General features: G+C 71.8%; 20 protein-coding genes and 3 pseudogenes. 12 read left to right on the top strand and 11 right to left on the bottom strand.

The features are described from left to right. A pseudogene (locus D1J60_RS38500) lies at positions 1-184 on the bottom strand (ATP-binding protein); the annotation flags it as partial. A gap of 302 nt (positions 185-486) precedes the next feature. Further along, positions 487-766, bottom strand: a pseudogene (locus D1J60_RS36160) (DUF4190 domain-containing protein). Positions 767-1,037: 271 nt separating this feature from the next. Between D1J60_RS36160 and D1J60_RS36170 the strand changes: the two are divergent. From D1J60_RS36170 to D1J60_RS36185, 4 genes and pseudogenes are all read left to right on the top strand, one after another. After that, positions 1,038-1,672, top strand: a pseudogene (locus D1J60_RS36170) (TetR family transcriptional regulator). A 399-nt stretch (positions 1,673-2,071) separates the two neighbouring features. Next, positions 2,072-2,245, top strand: a complete 174-nt coding sequence (locus tag D1J60_RS36180) for a CsbD family protein (protein WP_125598547.1) — start codon at positions 2,072-2,074, stop codon at positions 2,243-2,245. Positions 2,246-2,596: 351 nt separating this feature from the next. After that, entirely contained in the window at positions 2,597-2,719 is a 123-nt protein-coding gene (locus D1J60_RS38785; RefSeq protein ID WP_277607488.1) for a hypothetical protein, read from the top strand. 328 nt (positions 2,720-3,047) lie between these two features. After that, entirely contained in the window at positions 3,048-3,440 is a 393-nt protein-coding gene (locus tag D1J60_RS36185) for a hypothetical protein (protein WP_125819595.1), read from the top strand. Positions 3,441-3,722: 282 nt separating this feature from the next. Here the strand turns inward: D1J60_RS36185 and D1J60_RS36190 are convergent, their stop codons facing one another. Both D1J60_RS36190 and D1J60_RS36195 read right to left on the bottom strand, forming a co-directional pair. Beyond that, complete coding sequence (locus tag D1J60_RS36190; protein ID WP_241253514.1) at positions 3,723-4,163, bottom strand: hypothetical protein; 441 nt, start codon at positions 4,161-4,163, stop codon at positions 3,723-3,725. Between the two features lie 14 nt (positions 4,164-4,177). Next, positions 4,178-4,891, bottom strand: a complete 714-nt coding sequence (locus tag D1J60_RS36195; RefSeq protein ID WP_125819597.1) for a MarR family transcriptional regulator — start codon at positions 4,889-4,891, stop codon at positions 4,178-4,180. Positions 4,892-5,111: 220 nt separating this feature from the next. Between D1J60_RS36195 and D1J60_RS36200 the strand changes: the two genes are divergently transcribed. Beyond that, complete coding sequence (locus D1J60_RS36200; RefSeq protein WP_125819598.1) at positions 5,112-6,095, top strand: hypothetical protein; 984 nt, start codon at positions 5,112-5,114, stop codon at positions 6,093-6,095. A 47-nt stretch (positions 6,096-6,142) separates the two neighbouring features. Beyond that, positions 6,143-7,234 carry a serine hydrolase domain-containing protein gene (locus tag D1J60_RS36205; RefSeq protein WP_125824763.1) on the top strand — a complete coding sequence of 364 codons (1,092 nt, stop codon included), beginning with the start codon at positions 6,143-6,145 and terminating at the stop codon, positions 7,232-7,234. Between the two features lie 6 nt (positions 7,235-7,240). On the opposite strand, the gene D1J60_RS36210 is transcribed toward D1J60_RS36205, so the two are convergent. Further along, positions 7,241-7,882, bottom strand: a complete 642-nt coding sequence (locus D1J60_RS36210; RefSeq protein ID WP_125819599.1) for a TetR/AcrR family transcriptional regulator — start codon at positions 7,880-7,882, stop codon at positions 7,241-7,243. Between the two features lie 70 nt (positions 7,883-7,952). On the opposite strand from D1J60_RS36210, the gene D1J60_RS36215 reads away from it, so the two are divergent. Further along, entirely contained in the window at positions 7,953-8,930 is a 978-nt protein-coding gene (locus D1J60_RS36215; RefSeq protein ID WP_125824764.1) for a hypothetical protein, read from the top strand. A gap of 6 nt (positions 8,931-8,936) precedes the next feature. Here the strand turns inward: D1J60_RS36215 and D1J60_RS36220 are convergent, their stop codons facing one another. From D1J60_RS36220 to D1J60_RS36235, 4 genes are all read right to left on the bottom strand, one after another. Next, positions 8,937-9,440: an N-acetyltransferase gene (locus D1J60_RS36220; protein ID WP_125824765.1), complete on the bottom strand. Its 504-nt coding sequence runs from the start codon at positions 9,438-9,440 to the stop codon at positions 8,937-8,939. 49 nt (positions 9,441-9,489) lie between these two features. Next, positions 9,490-9,903, bottom strand: coding sequence for a VOC family protein (locus tag D1J60_RS36225; RefSeq protein WP_125824766.1), 414 nt, complete (start codon positions 9,901-9,903; stop codon positions 9,490-9,492). 40 nt (positions 9,904-9,943) lie between these two features. Further along, positions 9,944-10,579 carry a glyoxalase gene (locus D1J60_RS36230; RefSeq protein ID WP_241253714.1) on the bottom strand — a complete coding sequence of 212 codons (636 nt, stop codon included), beginning with the start codon at positions 10,577-10,579 and terminating at the stop codon, positions 9,944-9,946. An 84-nt stretch (positions 10,580-10,663) separates the two neighbouring features. Beyond that, positions 10,664-11,032, bottom strand: coding sequence for a VOC family protein (locus D1J60_RS36235; RefSeq protein ID WP_125824768.1), 369 nt, complete (start codon positions 11,030-11,032; stop codon positions 10,664-10,666). A 110-nt stretch (positions 11,033-11,142) separates the two neighbouring features. Here D1J60_RS36235 and D1J60_RS36240 point away from each other — a divergent pair, with 110 nt between their 5' ends. Then, positions 11,143-11,778, top strand: a complete 636-nt coding sequence (locus D1J60_RS36240) for a class I SAM-dependent methyltransferase (RefSeq protein ID WP_125824769.1) — start codon at positions 11,143-11,145, stop codon at positions 11,776-11,778. Between the two features lie 309 nt (positions 11,779-12,087). Next, complete coding sequence (locus D1J60_RS36245; RefSeq protein ID WP_125605797.1) at positions 12,088-13,314, top strand: beta-ketoacyl-[acyl-carrier-protein] synthase family protein; 1,227 nt, start codon at positions 12,088-12,090, stop codon at positions 13,312-13,314. 30 nt (positions 13,315-13,344) lie between these two features. Here D1J60_RS36245 and D1J60_RS36250 read toward each other — a convergent pair whose 3' ends face one another. Continuing rightward, entirely contained in the window at positions 13,345-14,640 is a 1,296-nt protein-coding gene (locus tag D1J60_RS36250; protein WP_241253715.1) for an LCP family protein, read from the bottom strand. 256 nt (positions 14,641-14,896) lie between these two features. Between D1J60_RS36250 and D1J60_RS36255 the strand changes: the two genes are divergently transcribed. The 3 genes from D1J60_RS36255 to D1J60_RS36265 all read left to right on the top strand — a co-directional run bounded on the left by D1J60_RS36255 (position 14,897) and on the right by D1J60_RS36265 (position 16,793). After that, on the top strand, positions 14,897-15,403 hold the full coding sequence (locus D1J60_RS36255) for a RidA family protein (RefSeq protein ID WP_241253716.1): 507 nt from the start codon (positions 14,897-14,899) through the stop codon (positions 15,401-15,403). Between the two features lie 137 nt (positions 15,404-15,540). Further along, positions 15,541-15,972, top strand: a complete 432-nt coding sequence (locus D1J60_RS36260) for a tyrosinase family oxidase copper chaperone (protein WP_125824770.1) — start codon at positions 15,541-15,543, stop codon at positions 15,970-15,972. Continuing rightward, positions 15,969-16,793 (top strand): tyrosinase family protein, encoded by an 825-nt coding sequence (locus D1J60_RS36265; protein WP_125602263.1) that lies wholly within the window; start codon positions 15,969-15,971, stop codon positions 16,791-16,793. The genes D1J60_RS36260 and D1J60_RS36265 overlap by 4 nt, the downstream gene beginning before the upstream one ends. A 104-nt stretch (positions 16,794-16,897) precedes the next feature. On the opposite strand, the gene D1J60_RS36270 is transcribed toward D1J60_RS36265, so the two are convergent. Next, positions 16,898-18,397 (bottom strand): MFS transporter, encoded by a 1,500-nt coding sequence (locus D1J60_RS36270; RefSeq protein WP_125824771.1) that lies wholly within the window; start codon positions 18,395-18,397, stop codon positions 16,898-16,900. Positions 18,398-18,439: the final 42 nt, after the last annotated feature.

Here is an 18,439-nt window from a genome sequence, read left to right on the forward strand (position 1 = left end):
CCGGGAGGACAGCATCGGCTCGCGCGCAGCACTGTATGGGCGCCGCGCCGCCGACGAAGACGATCGTGATCTGAGTAGCCGGCTCGTCCCACAGGTAGCGGAAGTACTCGAACGCCTCCCCGTTGAGCCACTGCGCCTCATCCACGAGAAACGTGCGAGGCCGCTCGGACAGGGCGGTCTTCAACAGGCGGTCGAACTCACTGGGGTGGCGCGGAGGCTCACCGGGCAGCAGAGCGTCTCGAACAACTCGTAACGGACCGCACGGGCGGTCGGACGGACACGGAAGGTGACCCTGCAGACCTCCTCGCCACTGGTCCGCTCCAGCTCACGCAGGCCCAGGGTCTTCCCGAAGCCGGCGTTGCCGTGGATACACATCATCCACCCGCGCGCCAAACCGTGTCGGCGGTGTTCAGTACGGTGATCAAGGAGCGGCCAGACGGCAGCCAGCCCGTTACCAAGCCGCGTGGACCACACACGTGGGGAACGTCAGGTCAGGCTCCACGACCACTCCCGTCAGCGGTGACGAGACAGGCGAGGACCACCAGGTCCGCCACGCCCAGCGCGACGCCCAGCAGGCCCGGCCCGGCCGGGCCGTGTGCCGCCGAAGGGCCAGTACCCCGAGGACGACGGCGGCCGGACCGAGGAGCAGGTTCATCACCAGCAGGCCCACGAGGCCCAGGACGAAGGCCGCGACGGCCATCGCGTCGCTGTCCCGGGCGCGGACCCGGGTCGCGGTGCGGGCCGGGGAGCCGGTTCGAGGGGTCATCGCCGGCCCCCTCGTGCGGAGTGCGGCCGTCCTGGCAGGCGGCGGTCCCAGAAGCGCTCGCGCGCGAGAAAAACGGCGAGCCAGAGGGCGATGGCCAGGCCGCCACCACACTGACGGGAACGGGAACGTGAGCCACGGTGCCAAGGACGACCCCGAACACCAGCAACGCACCTACGAGGAAGAGCATGAGACGTCCTCCTATTGAGGTAACAGTTGTACACTGACTACCCAGTTCAGTTTGCCTCATGCTGGCGCCGCCCGTGGGGCGCGGTTGACTTCGCGTCATGAGTGCGCACACCGGTGTACGCGAGACCAGCGCCGCCGCACCCGGCGCGCCCTCCTCGACGCGGCCTTGTCGGAGCTGGAGGAACGCAGCCTCGGCAGCCTCGGCCTCAGGGAGATCGCGCGGGCAGCCGGGGTCACTCCCACCGCCTTCTACCGCCACTTCCGGGCGTGGACGATCTGGGAGCCGCGCTGGTCGAGGAGGCGCTGGCGAGTCTGCACGAGACGGTGCGCGGCATCCTCGCCGCGACCGGGGACGCCGAGCAGCGCGGTGACGCCGCGGTGGGGCTCGTCGCCGAACTGGTGCGCAGCCGGCCCGCGCACGTCCGTTTCCTGCTGGGCGAGCGCCACGGCGGGGTACCGGCGGTACGCGAGGCCATCGCCGGGCAACTCGACGCCTTCGCCGCGGAGATCGGGGCCGCGCTCGGGGCCGATCCCCTGAGCGCGGACTGGGACGCCGACGACGTGACGATGCTCGCGCGGCTCCTGGTGGACCACATGTTCATGACGGCGTCGGCGTTCCTCGCCGCCTCGTTGCGGGGCGAGGACTGGGCGGCCGCCGTCGGCACGGCCCGCCGCCAGCTCCGCCTGATCCATCTGGGGCGGGTGCACTGGGCCGGCTGACGTGGCGTAAGGGGCCTGGAGACGCCCCTTACGCGGCCGGGTTCCGCGCCGTGTCCGGGCCGGGAGCGGGGCCACGACCAGGAAGGCGTCCCGCTCCAGGTCCATCACCACGGTCGCCCGCTCGCCCCGCTCGCGGCACCGGGCCGCGTACTCCTCGGCGAACCAGCAGCCGTGCGGATGACCGGCGGGAAAGGAGTCCAGCACCTTCGCAGCGCGCACCGCCACCACCTCCAGAGCTCCAGAGCGACGAACCGTCCTGACGGGCCTGTGCCCCGAGCCCCGGCGCCCATGCACGTCGCCCGCCGCGCCGGCCGCGTTCCACAACGGGGGGTTTACCGTCGCCGGCCGCGAGCAGGAGAGCGTTCACGACCGAGCCGGTACAACGACGAGGAGGTCCCCATGTCGGGTGAACAGAAGGCCAAGGCACACGCCGAGCAGGCCAAGGGCAAGGCCGAGGAAGCCGTCGGCCGGGCCGTCGGCAACGACCGTATGGTCTCCGAGGGCCGCGCCGACCAGGCCAAGGGCGACGCACGCCACGCCAAGGAGAAGACCAAGGACGTCTTCCGCCACTGATCCGGCGCGGTCCTTTCCACGACCGCCCCCGCCCCCTCCCCCGGGACGGGGGCCTCGCCGCGCCCAAGGCCCCCGCGCGGCTGGTGCTGAGGGTGGCACGAAAACGTGACTCGCGAAGAGCTCACCGGCACGCTTCGCCGAACCAAGCCCGGAATGCGGACCTGCCCGCGAAGCCTTGGTTGCCGGGGGTACCTTCGCTGTCTTCGACAGTCTGGTCCCTGCCAACCGGCACGCGGGTGTCTTCGGGCTTCGAGTCCGCATGGCCACGCGGCGCGGGCACACCATCGAGGGCCTCGCCGCATCTGTCGACATCCTCCGTAAGTGCGGGGGAAAACCCTCCGCACCGGGTGCATGGACTCAGCGGACATGTCGTCCGCGTTCACGACCTCCCTGAACTCCTCCGCGACCGAAGTCCTGGCCGGCGCGCGCCCCCGGCCCACCCCCCTGCCGACTCCGGCCCACGCCTTCGAGTGACAACCTGCCTGCCGCGCCGACAAGCCATACAGACTTCACAAGCCAAGCACTGGCAGCCATGGGTGCCCCGACGGCCACGGCGAGAACGAGACTCGCGCCTGCGGGACCCGGCCGGCCAGGAACACGCAGCCGCCCGGGGAAACGGCGGTGGGGCCGGGCCCGGGCACAGGCCGCAGCAACGGCCCCACCTGCTCCCACACGCCGTCCGGAACAAAATCAGCGCGCGGACACCCCGCCCCTCGTGAGCGAGTAGCGGTGGCGCTCTCGAACCGAGTCGGCTGACGATCCCGGCCGGCACGCCGCCGCGCAGGCTGCTACCTTGCCCCGCATGAGAGCGCTGGTGTATGACAACGCCTTCCGCGAGCGCGCCCGGCGCAAGCAGGCCTGGGGTTTCTTTCTGTTGGTCGCCTCCGCCGGCATCTGGCTCTGGATCGCCGTCCAGCTGCTGCTCCCCTACCCCGTGACGGGACGCGACGACGAGTGCCAGTCCCGGGTGTTCTACACGAAGCAGACCGACCGGGGCCGCCCGTACGAGGGCTACGCCGAAGCCGAAGGCACCCGTTGCGCCGCCGAACGTGACTGGGCAGAGCTCCTCGCCCTGCTGCTGCTCTCACTCCCCACGGCCGTGGTGGGCACGGTCCTCTACACCTCGGGCAGTACCGGGCACCAACTCAGCGAACACACGGCAGAAGTCAACCGGCTGAAGGAGTTCTCTGGATAAGGCCGCAGGCATCACCAGCGCTGGCTCCAACAGCAGAAACAGCCGGGACACGACTGCTGCCCGAACAGCAGGCACGGCCGACCGCACTGGCCGTGAAACCCGAACAAGCACCCACTCCCGCCCCCGCCGACAGTCGCGGATCATCGAAACCGGCACCGACTCCTACCGCCTCGCCGGCACCAGAACCCGGGCCGAACAGCAGAGCCTCAGTTGACGAGGTCGTCGGCGCCGCCTTCGTCGGTGCGGTGGACGGTCGGTGGGGCAGCGCCAAGGGGCCTGGGGTCAGGCGGGACGGCAGACCTCGCACGCATGGTTGTCGATCGCGGCCATCAAGTCCTGAGCCGCTGCCTGCACGTCGGGATCTCCGTCACCGGCCAGCCTGTCTGCCAGGCCTCTGCCGTCGCACACGGCCTGGTGGGCCGCGTATTGAACGTCGAGCCGAGGAGGATTGGCCTGTTCGAGGATCGTCATGAGCAGCTGGATCACACCGGAGCGGCTGGCGACCGAGTCAGTCACCGCGAGATCCCACAGGAACGGAACCGCCTCGGCAGTTGCGTCGAAGACGGACAGCTCACCGAGCCAGAGCCCAAGATCACTCAACGCTGAAGCGCTGGTGAGCGCATCGCCCCACGCCACCCGTGACAGCCGGCCCGGGACCTCTTCCGCTGATCCATACGCGTGCGTCAGCTCATGCCACCGAACCCGGCTCATGCCCTTGAGCATCGTGCCGTTGCAATCTACGGGGCGCTGTCGCGCCGCCATTCCTCCGCCGCCTGGACCATGGCACGGCCGACGTGTTCGAAGAAGTCGCCGATGTCCTGCATGCGGGCGCCGGAGGGGGTGGACGTTCCGAGGGTGCGGGCGCTGTGGCGGGCGAAGTCGGCCAGCATGGTGTTCTGTCGGGCGCTGGCCATCCAGCCGCGGAACCAGGCGTCGGCGTCGATGACGTAGCGGTCGCGGCGTCGGCCCGGGTCGCGTTCGCGCCGGATGAGCTCCTGCTGTTCGAGTTCGCCGACGGCCTTGGAGACGGACGCCGGGCTGACCTGGAGGTGCCGGACGAGTTCGGTGGCGGTCAGGCTCCCGCCGTCGGTGAGGTAGAGGCAGGTGAGGACCCGGGCCGTCATCCGCGGCAGCCCGGTGCCGACCATCATCGCGGTGAACTGCTCTTCCACTTGGCGCACGGCCTCGGGGTCGCGCCCGTGCGCGTCCTGCGCGCCCTGGGCCGCCGGGGTCTGGTCGGGGGCCTGCGCGCGGCGCCTGGCGCGCCCGGTGGTCGCCCGGTGCGCCGCGTCGGCCCGGTAGGCGGCCGCGCCGCCGTTGCGGGCCACCTCCCGGGTGACGGTGGAGACGGGCCGGTCCAGCCGGGAGGCGATCTCGGAGTAGGTGCGGCCCGCCGCCAACCCCTGGGCGATCTCCTGCCGTTCCTCGTGCGTCAGCCGGCCGCCGGGCACGGGCCACCTCCGTCGTCGTGTCGGGTCGTGTCGGGTTCCAGTATTGCTTTCGGAGACAGCCCATTGCAAATCATCGGCCTTGTGTTTGCATTAGGTCTCAGGGTCATTGCAAAATTGTAGCTGCTTTGAGCTGTGAGAATGGGAGTTGGGTTGGATTTTTGATTGACGGATTAGTGAAAGCTAATTAGCTTTTAGTCATCCGCGAAACAAGGAGCCCGTGATGACGTCCTTCCTCACCCCATTGCGCACATGGCACCGCCCCCTGGTGGTCTGCGCCGCGCTCATGCTCGCTCTGGTCCTCGTCTCCGGCGTGGGGCTCGCGGTCGACGGGCGGACGCTGCTGGACGAGCCGGTGTGGGTCAAGCCGCTCAAGTTCGGCTTCGCCTTCGCCCTCTACGCCGGCACGCTGGCGTGGCTGTTGACGAAGCTCCACAGGGGCCGGCGGGTCGGGAAGTGGTTCGGCACCGTCTTCGCGGTGGCCGCGGCGGCGGAGGTCGGCGCCATCACCGTTCAGGCGGCGCGCGGCACCTTCAGCCACTTCAACGCCGACCAGAGCGACCCGGTCACCCGCGCCCTGGTCCCCGTGCTCACCTTCGGCGTGATGGTGATCGTCATCGCGCAACTGGTGCTGGGGGTCGTCGTACTCCTCCAGCGCGGCGGCGGTGCCGCGCTGAACCGGGCCGTGCGTGCCGGGCTGGCGCTGGCCACCTTCGGGATGCTCGTGCCGGTCTTCTGGATGACCACCGAGATCCACGCCCGTACGGTGACGGACGCGGGCGGGCGCTCCGTACCGATGTACCAGGGCCACGGCATCGGCGACCCCGACGGCCACGGGATGCCGCTGACCGGCTGGAGCACGACCGGCGGCGACTTCCGGGTCCCGCACTTCTTCGCCCTGCACGGCATCCAGGTGCTCCTGGTGGTCGCCGCCGTGCTGGCCGCGCTGACCGCGAAGCACGTCTGGCTCCGGGACGAGAAGGTGCGCGCCCGCCTGGTCGGCGCTGCCGCCCTCGGCTACGGCGGGCTGGTCGCGGTGGTGACCTGGCAGGCCTGGCGCGGCCAGTCCCCGGCCCACCCGGACGCGGCCACCCTCCTCGCCCTCGCCGCGGTACTGCTGCTCTCGGCCGCGGCCGGCACGGCGGTGGCCGTCAACGCCAGGCGCCGTACGCAGCCCGCCGTCCCGGCCGCCGCCCTCGCCGCCTGACGCTCCGTTCGCAGTCCCTCGCCCGTCTCCCCGGAAGGAAACCCGACATGACCTCCGTGCCCTCCCCCGCGACGACCACCCCGCAGGACGCCCTCGACCAGGCCGTGGCCCGCTTCGGTGCGCCCGGTATCGCCGCCGAGGTCCGTGACGGCCGCGGTACCTGGTTCGGCTCGGCCGGCTTCTCCGACACCGCGGCCGGACTGCGGCGGCAGCCGTCCGAACGGTTCCGGATCGGCAGCACCACCAAGGCGTTCACCGCAGCCGTGGTCCTCCTGCTGGCGGCCGAGGGGCGGCTGGGCCTCGACGACACGGTCGAGCGGTGGCTCCCCGGCCTGGTGGCGGGCAACGGCCACGACGGCCGTACGGTCACCCTCCGACAGCTGCTCAACCACACCAGCGGCATCTTCAACTACGGCAACGACCCCGCGTTCTTCGCGAAGGGCGTCGGCGAGGCCTGGTTCCGGCACCGCCTCGATTCCCACGCCCCCGAAGAACTGGTCCGGATCGGGCTGGCCACCCCGCCGCTCTTCGCCCCGGGCGAGGCCTTCCTCTACTCCAACACCAACTACGTCCTGGCCGCGCTGATCGCCGAGAGGGCCACGGGCAGGACGTTCGCCCAGGAACTCGACCGGCTCGTCGTCCGCCCCCTGGGGCTGGCCGGCACCTGCCTGCCCGGTGCGCGGACGCACATCGAGGGGCCGCATCCGCTGCACTACTCCACCCTCTTCTCCGGCGACCCCGCGGCCGCGGTGCACGACGCGACCGTGATGGACCAGTCGTTCGCCTGGGCGGCCGGCGGGATCGTCTCCACCCTCGGCGACCTCCAGTGCTTCTTCCGGACCCTGCTCGGGGCGGACCTGCTGCCCGCCGCCGAACAGCGCGAAATGTTCACCACCGTCGAAACCGCCGGCCCCGTCCCGTGGATCCCGGCCACCCGCTACGGCCTGGGGGTGCTCTCGCAGGACCTGCCCTGCGGGACCACGGTCTGGGGCAACGCGGGTGCGACGTACGGCTCCTGGACGTACGCCGTGGGTTCGCGCGACGGCGCCCGGCTGCTCACCGCGCAGGTCAACGGCGACTGGAGCGGGCTGGGCGTCTTCGACGGGATACTCGACGCGGTGTTCCGCCGGGCCGACTGACCCGGCCTAGTCGGCCGCTGTCGGGCCGGCAGCGGGGTGGAGTCCGTGGCAGAGCCGGCCGAAGCCCTGGACCACGGCCTGCACCACGGCGTCGCGGGCCGCCTCAGGGCGTTCGCCGGCCAAGATGCGCCGCCGGAGGTCGCGCAGGGCCGCGCGGTGGGTGCCCGCGACGGCACCGGCGAGGAGCGCGGCGTGGCCGGGGGTGTCCGCGGGGTGCGGCGGAGGTCCCGTGAGGGCGGCCGCCAGGGCGGCCTCGGCGCGTTCGCCGATCTCGCGCTCGCGGGCGAGCAGGGCCGGGCTGTCCAGGACCACCTGCCAGAACGCCGTCGCTCCGGGCTGCAGCCCGAGCATCGGATGGTTCTCGCGGAGGCCGGACAGCAGGTCGTCGCGGACGGCCTCGACCGGGCAGGTGCCGGGCGCCCGGTCGCGCACCACGGCGGCCAGGTGTTCCTCGGCCTGCGCCCCCCGGTCGAAGAACAGGTCCTCCTTGGCCGGGAAGTAGTTGAAGACGGTGTTCGTGGACACGCCCGCGTGCCGTGCCACCTCGGCGACCGTCACCCGGTCGAAGCCGTACTCCAGGAACAGGGGCAGAGCGGCGTCGGCGATGGCCGTACGGGTCTGCTGCTTCTTGATCTCTCTGAGTCCCACCCCACCAATGATAGAGTCACCACAAATTTGGAGTGACTATAAGTATTGGTCCGCCGACCTGGAGGCGCACATGGCCATGACCTTCGGCATCTATCCCGGCGGTCTGTTGGGGGACGAGCAGGGCATCGTCCATCCCGTCTCCCCCGACGACCCGGAGCGCATCAACGCAGCCCTCGACGCACTGCAGGGTGACGCGGACACGCTCTCGGTGCGCGCCTACCGCTCGTTCGCCACGACCGTGACCGCGGACGGGCCCGCGCCCGCCGATCCGCAGGCCTGCCTGCGGCGCGGCCGCACCCTGGACCTCGTGCTGCAGTTCCGCGAACCCTCCGGCCGGCTGGACGGCTGGACGGAGTTCGTCCGCGGGGCCGTGCGGGACGGGGGGCCCGGGCTGGCCCGCGTCCAGATCTGCGAGGAGCCCAACCTCGACCTCCCGCCCGTCGACGGAAGCATCCCCAACGTCCTGAACGCGCTGGTGCAGGGCGTGGTCGCCGCCAAGGAGGAGGCCCGTTCCCTCGGCCGCCGCGTGGCCGTCGGCTTCAACGCGGTGCCGTCCTTCGACCCCGCCGACACCTTCTGGTCCGACCTGGGAGCCCTGGCCGGCCCGGGCTTCCGGCAGAGCCTGGACTACGTCGGACTGGACTTCTTCCCCGACGTGTTCCGCCCCGTCGCCCCCGGCCGGCTCGCGGACGCGGTCACCGCCGTCCTCACCTCGTACCGACGTACCTGCCTGCCGAAGGCCGGCATCCCCGGCACCGTCCCGGTCCGCGTCTGCGAGAACGGCTGGCCCACCGGCCCCGGACGCACCGAACAGCGCCAGGCCGCCGCCCTGGACACCGTCATCCGGACCACGGCCGCCCTCGCCGCCGAGCTGAACATCGACGGCTACTCGCTCTTCGCCCTGCGGGACGCCGACAGCCGCGCCGAGGGGATCTTCTCCCACTTCGGCCTGCTGTACGACGACTACACCCCGAAGCCCGCCTTCGAAACCTACCGGCGGCTCATCGCGGAACTGGGCGGCGAGGTCCAGGGCGCACGCGCCCTGTGACTCCCGTTACGCGTCGGGGTGTTCGGGCAGGGCGAGCCAGTCCGTCCAGGAGATCCCCCGGCCGAGGAAGCGTGGTTGTTCGAACGGCCAGTCGGCCGCGATCCACTGCGGCACCAGCTCGTCGAGGGCCTGCTCGACCTTGCTGTCCACCAGGTCGTCCACCACCCACCAGGAGATCTCGCCGTCCGCGCCGGCCCTTTCCGGGGGGTCGATGTAGACGCAGCCGAGCAGAGCGGTCTCCGCCGCGTCGAACAGCGCGTAGTTGAACGACTGGTGTGCGGCGATCTCCTTCTCGTGCCGCAACAGGTCGGCCTGGTCGGCCTCGTAGGTCATGGTGGCCGCGGGCCAGCCCCAGGCCGGGCCGTAGATGGTCCACAGCCGCTCGCGCGAACCCATCACGGCCGGATAGTCCAGCGGGGTGTCCGCCTCCCGGATCGGCCGCAGGTGATGGCCACCGCCCGGCAGCGGTACCAGGACGGGATGGACGAAGTCATCGGGAAGCCAGCTCATGGCGCCCGACCGTAGCAGCGGGCGTACCGTTCGCCGGTCCCCGGGTCGGCTACTCCGCGTAGGGCTGGTCGGTTCCCCGGTCGCTGTAGCCGAGGCTCCAGATGTAGCCCTCGGGGTCGGCGAAGGTGCCGCCGTAGCCGCCCCAGGGGAGGGCGCCGGCGGGCTTGAGGACCTTGGCGCCGGCCTTCGCCGCCTCCGCCATGATCTCGTCGACCCGGGTCTCGCTGCGGACGACGTAGGTCAGGACCAGGCCGCTGAAGCCGCTGCCTTCCTGGTCCGTGCCCACCTGGGCGGCCAGGCCCTCGCGGCTGTAGAAGCCGACGGGCGAGGCGCCGTCGGATGCGAAGAACACCGAGATGCCGAAGTCGTTCTGGACCTTCCAGCCGAGGCCCTCGGTGTAGAAGCGCCTGGCCCGGTCCATGTCGCGGACGCCGAGGAGGATCGAGCTGACGTGTGCCTTCATGGTTGTTTGCTCCTTGGGTGTGTGTGGGGGGGGTGGGGGGTCAGGCCGCTTCCCAGGTGAAGCCGTCCGGGTCGGTGAAGGGTGTGGTGGTGGTGCCGAGGACGATGCGGTGCGAGCCCGTGCCGTCGACGGGGACGCCGAGGTCCTTGGCCAGGGCGCGGCGCTTGTAGAGGGCGAGCTTGACGGGGCCGGCGGTGCCGGCGGCGAACTCGGTGTACTTGCCGCCGAAGCTCTTGGCGACGGTCAGGCCGTGCTCGACGTAGAACTGCCGGGTGGCCTTCACGGCCTCGACGCCGAGCAGCAGGACGATCTCGTCGATCTCGCGGGTGTCGGGGCCGGTGTCCTTCTTCGCCCCGGTCGCGATCTTCCAGATCGTGCCGTCCGGGGCCTGGACCACTGCGCTGTAGCCCCACAGCGACTTGGCGGTGGGCTTGAGGACGGTGGCGCCGGCGGCGACCGCCGCGGCGAAGAAGCCGTCGACGGTGGCGGGGCCGGAGACCGTGATGCCGAGGGTGAAGCCGCGGAAGCCGGTGGTGGGGGTGTCGGACGCCCGCAGGGTGACGTACGCGTCCACGCCGAAGGCGGTGTAGAAGCGGCTCGCGGCCTCGGTGTCGGCCACCTCGAGGGTGACGGAGGCGAGGGCGGTGGGGGCGGTGGTGGGAGTGGTGGTTGCCATGACCATCACGCTAGGGGGTGGGGGGCGGCCGGGGCTTCTCGATTCCTGACCGGTCCTGGACGGCGGGGGGTGGTGGGGTGGGTGTCAGGCTCTGACCAGGCAGAAGGGGTGGCCGGCCGGGTCGGTGAGGACCCTCCATGCGGTGGGGTTCGGCTGGTGGTCGGGCTTGGTCGCGCCCAGTGTGAGGAGGTGGGCCTCGGCTTCGTCCAGGTCGTCGACCGCGAAGTCGAGATGGGACTGCTGGGGGACGGTCTGGCCGGGCCAGCTGGGTGCCCGGTGGTCGTCGACCCGCTGGAAGCCGAGGAAGAGCCCGTGCTCGCCGTTGAGGCCGGCGAAGTCGGCGTCGGATGCGGGGTGGGGTTCGAGGCCGGTCGCCTGCTGGTAGAACGCGGCCAGGGCCTGCGGATCGGGGCAGTCGAGGGTTATCGCGCACAGTCTCATCTGTGGGGGCATGGCACTTCCGGGTGGTGGTGGTGGGCAGGGGGACGTGGTCCGGCCGTTGAGGCCCCACTGATTGCCCCCACTGACGTGCGGGGGTATGGGGGCACAGTAGGTTGGTGGGGGTGGGCGGGTATCGGGATGTGGCCAGGGCGGGTTACGACGGGGTCGTCGAGGTGTACGCCTCGATGTTCGCCGATCGGCTGGAGACGCGGCCGTTCGCGCGGGCCATGGTGGGGGTTTTCGCCGGGCTGGTGCGTGGAGCGGGGAACCCGCGGGTGGCCGATGTCGGGTGTGGGCCCGGGCATCTGACCGGGTTGCTGGGCGAGTTGGGGCTGGAGGCCTTCGGGGTCGACCTTTCGCCGGGGATGGTGGAGCACGCGCGGCGGGCGCATCCGGGGCTGCGGTTCGTCGAGGGGCGGATGGAGGCCCTCCCGGTGGAGGACGGGGTGCTCGGCGGGGTGCTGGCCCACTACTCGATGATCCACACCCCGCCGGGGGAGCTGCCCGGGCTGCTCGCCGAGCAGGTGCGGGTGCTGGCGCCGGGGGGTTTGCTGCTGGTCTCGTTCTGTGTGGTCGAGGGGGTGGCGGAGCCGGTCCGGTTCGAGCACAAGGTGGCTCCCGCCTACAGCTGGCCGGTGGAGCGGTTCGTGGAGGTGCTGGCCGGGGCCGGGTTCGAGGTGGTGGCTCGGCTGGTCCACGGGCCCGTTTCCGAGCGGGGTTTCCTTGAGGGCCACCTGCTGGCCCGGCTCGTCCGGTGATGTTCCGGCGGGTTGGCTCGCCGCCTTCCTGGGCGGCGTAGGGGCGCCGTCGGCCGTTTCGGTGGCCGGCAGGCGGGTTCGCGTGGGGTCTCGTCGGCATTCCGATGGACGGGGTCGCCGCGGGTCGGGCGGAGGGGGTTTTCGGCGGGTGGGTTTTGGTAGGGACTCGACAGAATCAGGGGCGTGGAATCCGTCGGTCGCGGCACCTGATGGGTGGTGAATTCCCTGGCAGATTGGCCTGTGTCTTGATCAGCTCGGGTAACGGTTCCCCGGGTTGAGGTGTGCTGATCGAACAAAGGGGGATGTGTGATGACCACGGGTGCGACGGACGTGGTGGTGACGGGGCTGGGTGCCACGACGCCCCTCGGCGGGGACGTTCCCTCGACCTGGGCCGCGATGCTGGCCGGGGAGTCCGGGATCAGTGCGATCGAGGAGGAGTGGGCGGCCGCGCTGCCGGTGCGGATCGCGGGGCGGCTGCGGGTGGAGCCGGCCGGGGTGATGGACCGGGTGCGGGCGCGGCGGCTGGACCGGTGCGAGCAGGTGGCGCTGATCGCGGCCGGGGAGGCGTGGGCCGACGCGGGGCGGCCGGAGGTGGAGCCGGAGCGGCTGGCCGTGGTGATCGGTACGGGCACGGGCGGTGCGCTGAGCATGCTCGGGCAGGACGACGTCCTGGAGGCGTCCGGGGTCCGCAAGGTGTCGCCGCACACCGTGCCGATGCTGATGGCGAACGGGCCGGCGGCCTGGGTCAGCATCGAACTCGGCGCCCGGGGCGGCGCCCACACCCCGGTCAGCGCCTGTGCGTCCGGGGCGGAGGCGATCGCGACGGGCCTGGACCTGATCCGGCTGGGGCGTGCGGACGTGGTCGTCGCGGGCGGGGCCGAGGCGTGCATCCACCCGCTGCCGCTGGCCGGGTTCGCCCAGGCCAAGGCGCACTCCACGCGCAACGACGCCCCGCGCGAGGCGTCCAGGCCGTTCGACACCGGCCGGGACGGCTTCGTCATCGGTGAGGGGTGCGCGCTGGTGGTCCTGGAGCGGGCCGGCTTCGCCGCCGCGCGCGGCGCCCGCGTGCACGCGGTGCTGGCCGGGGCGGGGGTCACCTCGGACGCGCACCACATCACCGCCCCCCACCGGGACGGGCAGGTGCGCGCGATGCGCCTCGCCCTGGCCTCGGCCGGTCTGGGTCCGCTCGACGTGCGGAACGTGCACGCCCACGCGACCTCGACCCCGGCGGGCGACCTGACCGAGGCCGAGTCGATAGCCGAGGCCGTCGGCCGCCACCCGGCCGTCACCGCGACCAAGTCGATGACGGGGCACCTGTTCGGCGCGGCGGGTGCCCTGGGCGCCGTCGCCGCGGTCCTGTCCCTGCGCGACCGGGTCGTGCCGGCCACCGTGAACCTCGACGAGCTCGATCCGCGGGTGGACCTGGACGTCGTCGCCGGAGGACCGCGGCGGGGTCCGCTCGGCGCGGCGCTGGTCAACTCCTTCGGCTTCGGCGGGCACAACGCCTCGCTGGTGTTCACCGACGGGTGCGGCTGACGGTCCGCAGGGTGCGGGGCGGGGTTCCCGTCAGCCGGCCGGGCAGCGGAGGGCGTTGGCGGTGACGGGGGCGCCGTCGGCCTTGTTGCGGTCCCAGGTCACCGTCTTGACCTCGACGGGGGTGGTGCCGACGGTGACGTCGAAGGTGGGGGCGTGGCCGGGGACCGGGTTCAGGCGGGCGCCGGGGAGGGCCGCTGCGAGGGTGGCCGCGTCCGCGCGCAGGGCGGGGGCGTACGTGATGACGGGCGGGCCCGCGGGGCGTACGGCGGGTGCGGGCCGGGCGGTCGCCCGGAAGCCGCCGCGGGTGAGGGCCCCGGCGACGGCGGGGTCGTCCACGCGGAGGGTGATGCCGGCCGGGTTGGTGTCGACGGGGGTGTCGGGGACGGGCTGGATGCGGGGGTCGCCGGTGATGGGGCGGTCGTCGGCGAGGGCGTCCCAGAGGGCGGCGGAGCGGGACTCGTGCCAGACCAGGGTGGAGCCGACGCCGGGGACGCGGTGGTCGAAGAGCCGGATGGGGACGGTGGCGAACTCGGTGCGGTCGGCGCGGAGCCGGCCGAGGGCCCAGCCGATGCGGACGAGGTCGGGCAGGTCCGTCGCGGCGTCGGTGCGTACGGTCTTCAGGAGGGTTCGGGCGGTGCGGAAGGTGCTGACGGGGCCAGAGAGGGCTCCTTCGGCGGTGAGGCGGGCGAGCAGGTTGGTGACGGTGCGCTGCTGGCGGCGGACCCGGCCGAGGTCGCCGGGGCGGGTGTTGACGTGCCGGGCGCGGACGTAGCGCAGGGTGCGGTTGCCGTCGGTGTGGTGGACGCCGGCGGTGATGTCGAGGCCGGAGTTCTCGTCGTGGAGGGGTTCGTCGGTGCAGACGGTGGCGCCGCCGAGGTTGTCGATCGTCTGCTCGAAGCCGGTGAACCCGGTTTCCAGGTAGTGGTCGACGTGGAGGCCGGTGACCTGTTCGACGGTGCGGACGGTCAGGGGGCCGCCGCCGATCGCGTACGCCCCGTTGATCTTCCCGAAGCGGGGCGGCCCGGGGAGGGGGTACTGGACGTAGGAGTCGCGGGGGATGGAGACGACGCTGGCGCGGCGCGCGTCCGCGGAGAGGTGCAGGAGCATCATCACGTCGGTGCAGTTGCAGCCCTGGCCGCCGACGTGCAGGCGGCGCTTCTCGGCGGCGGAGAGGCCGGCGCGGCTGTCGACGCCGACGACGAGGACGTTCGTGCCGCGGCTGCCGCTCCCGGCGGTGTCGCGCTCGGCCGGCAGGGCCCGCGCGCCCGCGGGGGCGCCCGCGGCGAGGGTGGCGAGCAGCGTGAGGGCAACGGTGAGTCGACGCAACGCGCATCCCCTGACGTGGTGAGGCGAGGTGGTGGCGGAAGCCGCGCAAGGACCGTACTGCCGTCGCGGGGGGCGGGTGGTGTTACGCGCCGGGGTGGACGCCCGGATTGCCCAGCGGTCCGGCGCCGTGCCGTTCCGGGGCCGTGCCAGGGCCGTGCCCGTGCCAGTGCCGTTCCAGTGCCGTTCGAGGCGTTCTCCTTCGCGCCCTGGGAACTTCGTGACGCGAGGCTCCACTGGGGACGAAAGGACGACAGGAATGACCAAGTCAAGGCGCAAGTTCGGCATCGCCACCGTGGTGGCCGCGACCGCGGCCGCGATGATCACCTTCGTGGGACCGCAGGCGAGTGCGCAGGACACGGCGCGCCGCGGCTGGGAGCACTTCGGGTTCGGGGTGTCGTGGGAGGAGTCCTACGGCTACTCGCAGGCCATCAAGGCCGGGGACGAGATCTACATCTCGGGGCAGCTGTCGCACGACGCGGCCGGGAACCTGGTGGGCGTCGGTGACTTCGAGAAGCAGGTCCGCACGTCGTTCGAGAACATGGACAAGGTCCTCAAGCACTACAAGGTGTCCCGCAGCCAGATCATCAGCATGAAGATCTACACCAAGGACCTGCGCAAGAACTTCGACACGGCCGCCCGGCTCCACAAGGAGTACGTGGGCAACCACCGTACGACCGACACCATCGTCGGCGTCTCCGACCTGGCGTTCGCCGACCAGCTGGTCGAGATCGAGGCCATCGTGAAGGTCAAGCCGCGCTCCTGACCGGACGTGCCGCGCGGTGAGTGCCGCGCTCCTCTTGCAGCCCGCGCCCGGGGCCAGTGGTACTGGCCCCGGGCGCGGGCTGTTGTTGCAGGGGGCACTGATCGGCGGGTTCCGGCCTTCTGGTACTTCTTCAGGCCATGAAGAAGATCACTCGCCGACAGGCTCTGGGGATCGGTACCGGGGTGTCCGTCGCCCTGGGGCTGAGCGCCTGCTCGTCCTCGTCGGCCCCGGCGGCCGGTGCCTCCGGTGCCTCTGGTGCCTCCGGGAGCCCGGGGGCTTCCGGGGCACCCCTGTCCATACCCGCCGGCGGCATCGACGAGGTGTACGAGGGGCGCCGCATCCAGATCACGCTGGGGGCCGCGGGGCACCACGGCATGCCGATGCCCAGCATCAAGATCGACGGCAAAGAGCTGCACCTGATGGGCAACGCGGACGGCAGCTGGGTCACCGTCGTCAACCACTACGAGAGCTTCCCGGACCCGGTCGCGGCCGCCCGCGCCGCCATCCGCGACCTCCAGGGCGCCGAACTCGCGCCGTTCACGCTCCCGAAGGAGGCTCCGCAGCTGTGACCGTGCGCAAGAGCGTGGCCGCGCTGACTCCCGACGAGAAGCGGGCCTTCGTCAACGCGGTGCTGGAGCTGAAGCGGACCGGCATCTACGACCGGTACGTCAACGCCCACAACTACTACCTGATGAGCGACTCGGACTTCGGGCCCCGGATCGGGCACCGCACGCCGTCGTTCCTGCCCTGGCACCGGCGGTTCCTGCTGGACTTCGAGGCGTCGCTCCAGCGGGTGGACCGCAACGTGGCGCTGCCGTACTGGGACTGGACCGTCGACCGGGCGGCCAACTCCCCGCTGTGGGCGTCCGACTTCATGGGCGGCAGCCGGCGGGGCCGGGACGGCCAGGTGCTCGACGGCCCGTTCGCCGCCGCGGGCGGCCGGTGGCCCGTGACGGTGGGCGTGGACCGCCGCGACTACCTGCGGCGCGTCCTGGGGTCGGGGGTGCCGCAGCTGCCGACGAGGGCCGAGGTGGACTCGGTGCTCGCGATGCCGGTGTACGACACCGCGCCCTGGAACAGCTCGTCGAGCGGGTTCCGCAACCACCTGGAGGGCTGGCGCGGCACCAACCTGCACAACCGGGTGCACGTGTGGGTGGGCGGGCACATGGCCACCGCGGCCTCGCCGAACGACCCGGTGTTCTGGCTGCACCACGCCTTCATCGACAAGCTGTGGGCGGACTGGCAGGCCCGCAACCCCAAGGCCGGTTACCTGCCGGCGGCCCGGACGCAGAACGTGATCGACCTGCGGGGCGTGCTGCCGCCGTGGAACAACGTGACTCCGGCCGACATGCTGGACCACCGCCGGTTCTACACCTTCGACAAGCCGTGACGGGCCGTCCCGTGACCTCCTGAAGGCGCCGCGTGCGCGAAGAGGCCCGCCCCCCTCCGGGGTGCGGGCCTCTTCGGGTGTGACGGGCCTCGGGGGCGGGCCCGTCAGGCGGTGGCGGGTTCCGACGCGGTCGGTTCGGCGGGTTCGGTCTTCTTCTGGTCCCGCATGACCAGGACGGCGAGGACCGCGGCGGCGAGGATGGCGGCGGCGCTGATGGTGAAGGTCGTCGACATCGAGGTGGTGAAGGCCTCGCGGGCCGTGCGGACCATGCCCTGGTCCCCGCCGGCGACGGCCAGGGCTCCGGCGATGGAGTGCTTGGCCTCCTCGGGCGATCCGGCGGGCATCTCGGCGGCGAAGCCGGAGGCGAGCAGCGAGCCGAGGATCGCGATGCCCAGCGCGCTGCCGGCCTGCCCGATGGTGTCGTTGAGGGCCGAGCCGACGCCCGCCTTCTCCTCGGGGATGGTGGCCATCAGGGCGCCGACGGCGGCCGGCATGGCGGCACCCGCGCCGAGGCCGAGCAGGCCCAGGGCGACAGCCGGGACGGTGAAGCCGCTGTCGGGGGTGGCGGTGGTGAGCAGGGCGAAGGAGGCGGCCATGACGATCATGCCGCTGACGATCAGGGGGCGGTTGCCGATCTTCGAGGCGAGGCCGGCGCCCACTCCGTTGCCGACGAGGGCGGCGACGGCGAGGGGGACGAAGGCCAGGCCGGCCTTGAGGGGCGAGTAGCCGAGGACGAACTGCAGGTACTGGGTCAGGACCAGCAGCAGGCCGCCGTTGCCGATCTGCACGAGGGTCAGGGAGAGCGAACCGCCGCTGAAGTTGCGGTTCTTGAAGAGGACCAGCGGGACCATCGGGGAGGGGGTGACGTTCTCCCAGATCACGAAGCCGGCGAGGCAGGCCAGGGCGACGACCAGGGTGAGCGAGGAGCGGCCCTCGAAGGCGCCGTGCTTGGGGATCTCGATGATCCACCAGACCAGGGCGGTCATGCCGACGGCGGAGAGGACGGCGCCCAGCGGGTCGGGCTTCTGCCAGGGGCCCTTGGACTCGGGCATCAGGGTGAGGGCGGCGATCACGGCGAGGACGACGACCGGGACGTTGATGAAGAAGATCGACTGCCAGGAGAAGTGGTCGATCAGGACGCCGCCGAGGACCGGGCTGCCGACCAGGCCGAGCATGGAGACCGAGCCCCAGGCCGCCATCGCCTTGGGCCGCTCGTCCTCGTCGAAGACGGTGATGAGGATGGAGAGGGTGGACGGCATGATGAGCGCGCCGCCGATGCCCATCGCGACGCGTACGGCGATCACCTCGCCGGGGCTGGAGCAGTAGGTCGCGGCCAGGGAGGCCGCGCCGAAGAGGACCAGGCCGACCAGCATGACCAGGCGCCGGCCGAAGCGGTCGCCGAGGCTGCCGGAGGTGAGCAGGAGGCCGGCGAAGACCAGGATGTAGGAGTCCAGGATCCACTGGGTGTCCTGCGCGCTCGCGCCGAGGTCCGTGGTCAGCGACGGCACCGCGACCGTCAGGGCCATGGAGTCGACGACCAGGACCAGTGAGCTCAGGCACAGCACGATCAGGATCCACCAGCGGCGGGGGTTCCTGCTTTCCATGGGTCTTTCCCTTTCGTTCTTCGTCGGTGCGTCCCGTTGACG

Origin of the sequence: Streptomyces sp. W1SF4, from assembly GCF_003950035.1 — a bacterium.
In the GTDB taxonomy this organism is placed as follows: Bacteria; Actinomycetota; Actinomycetes; order Streptomycetales; family Streptomycetaceae; genus Streptomyces; species Streptomyces racemochromogenes.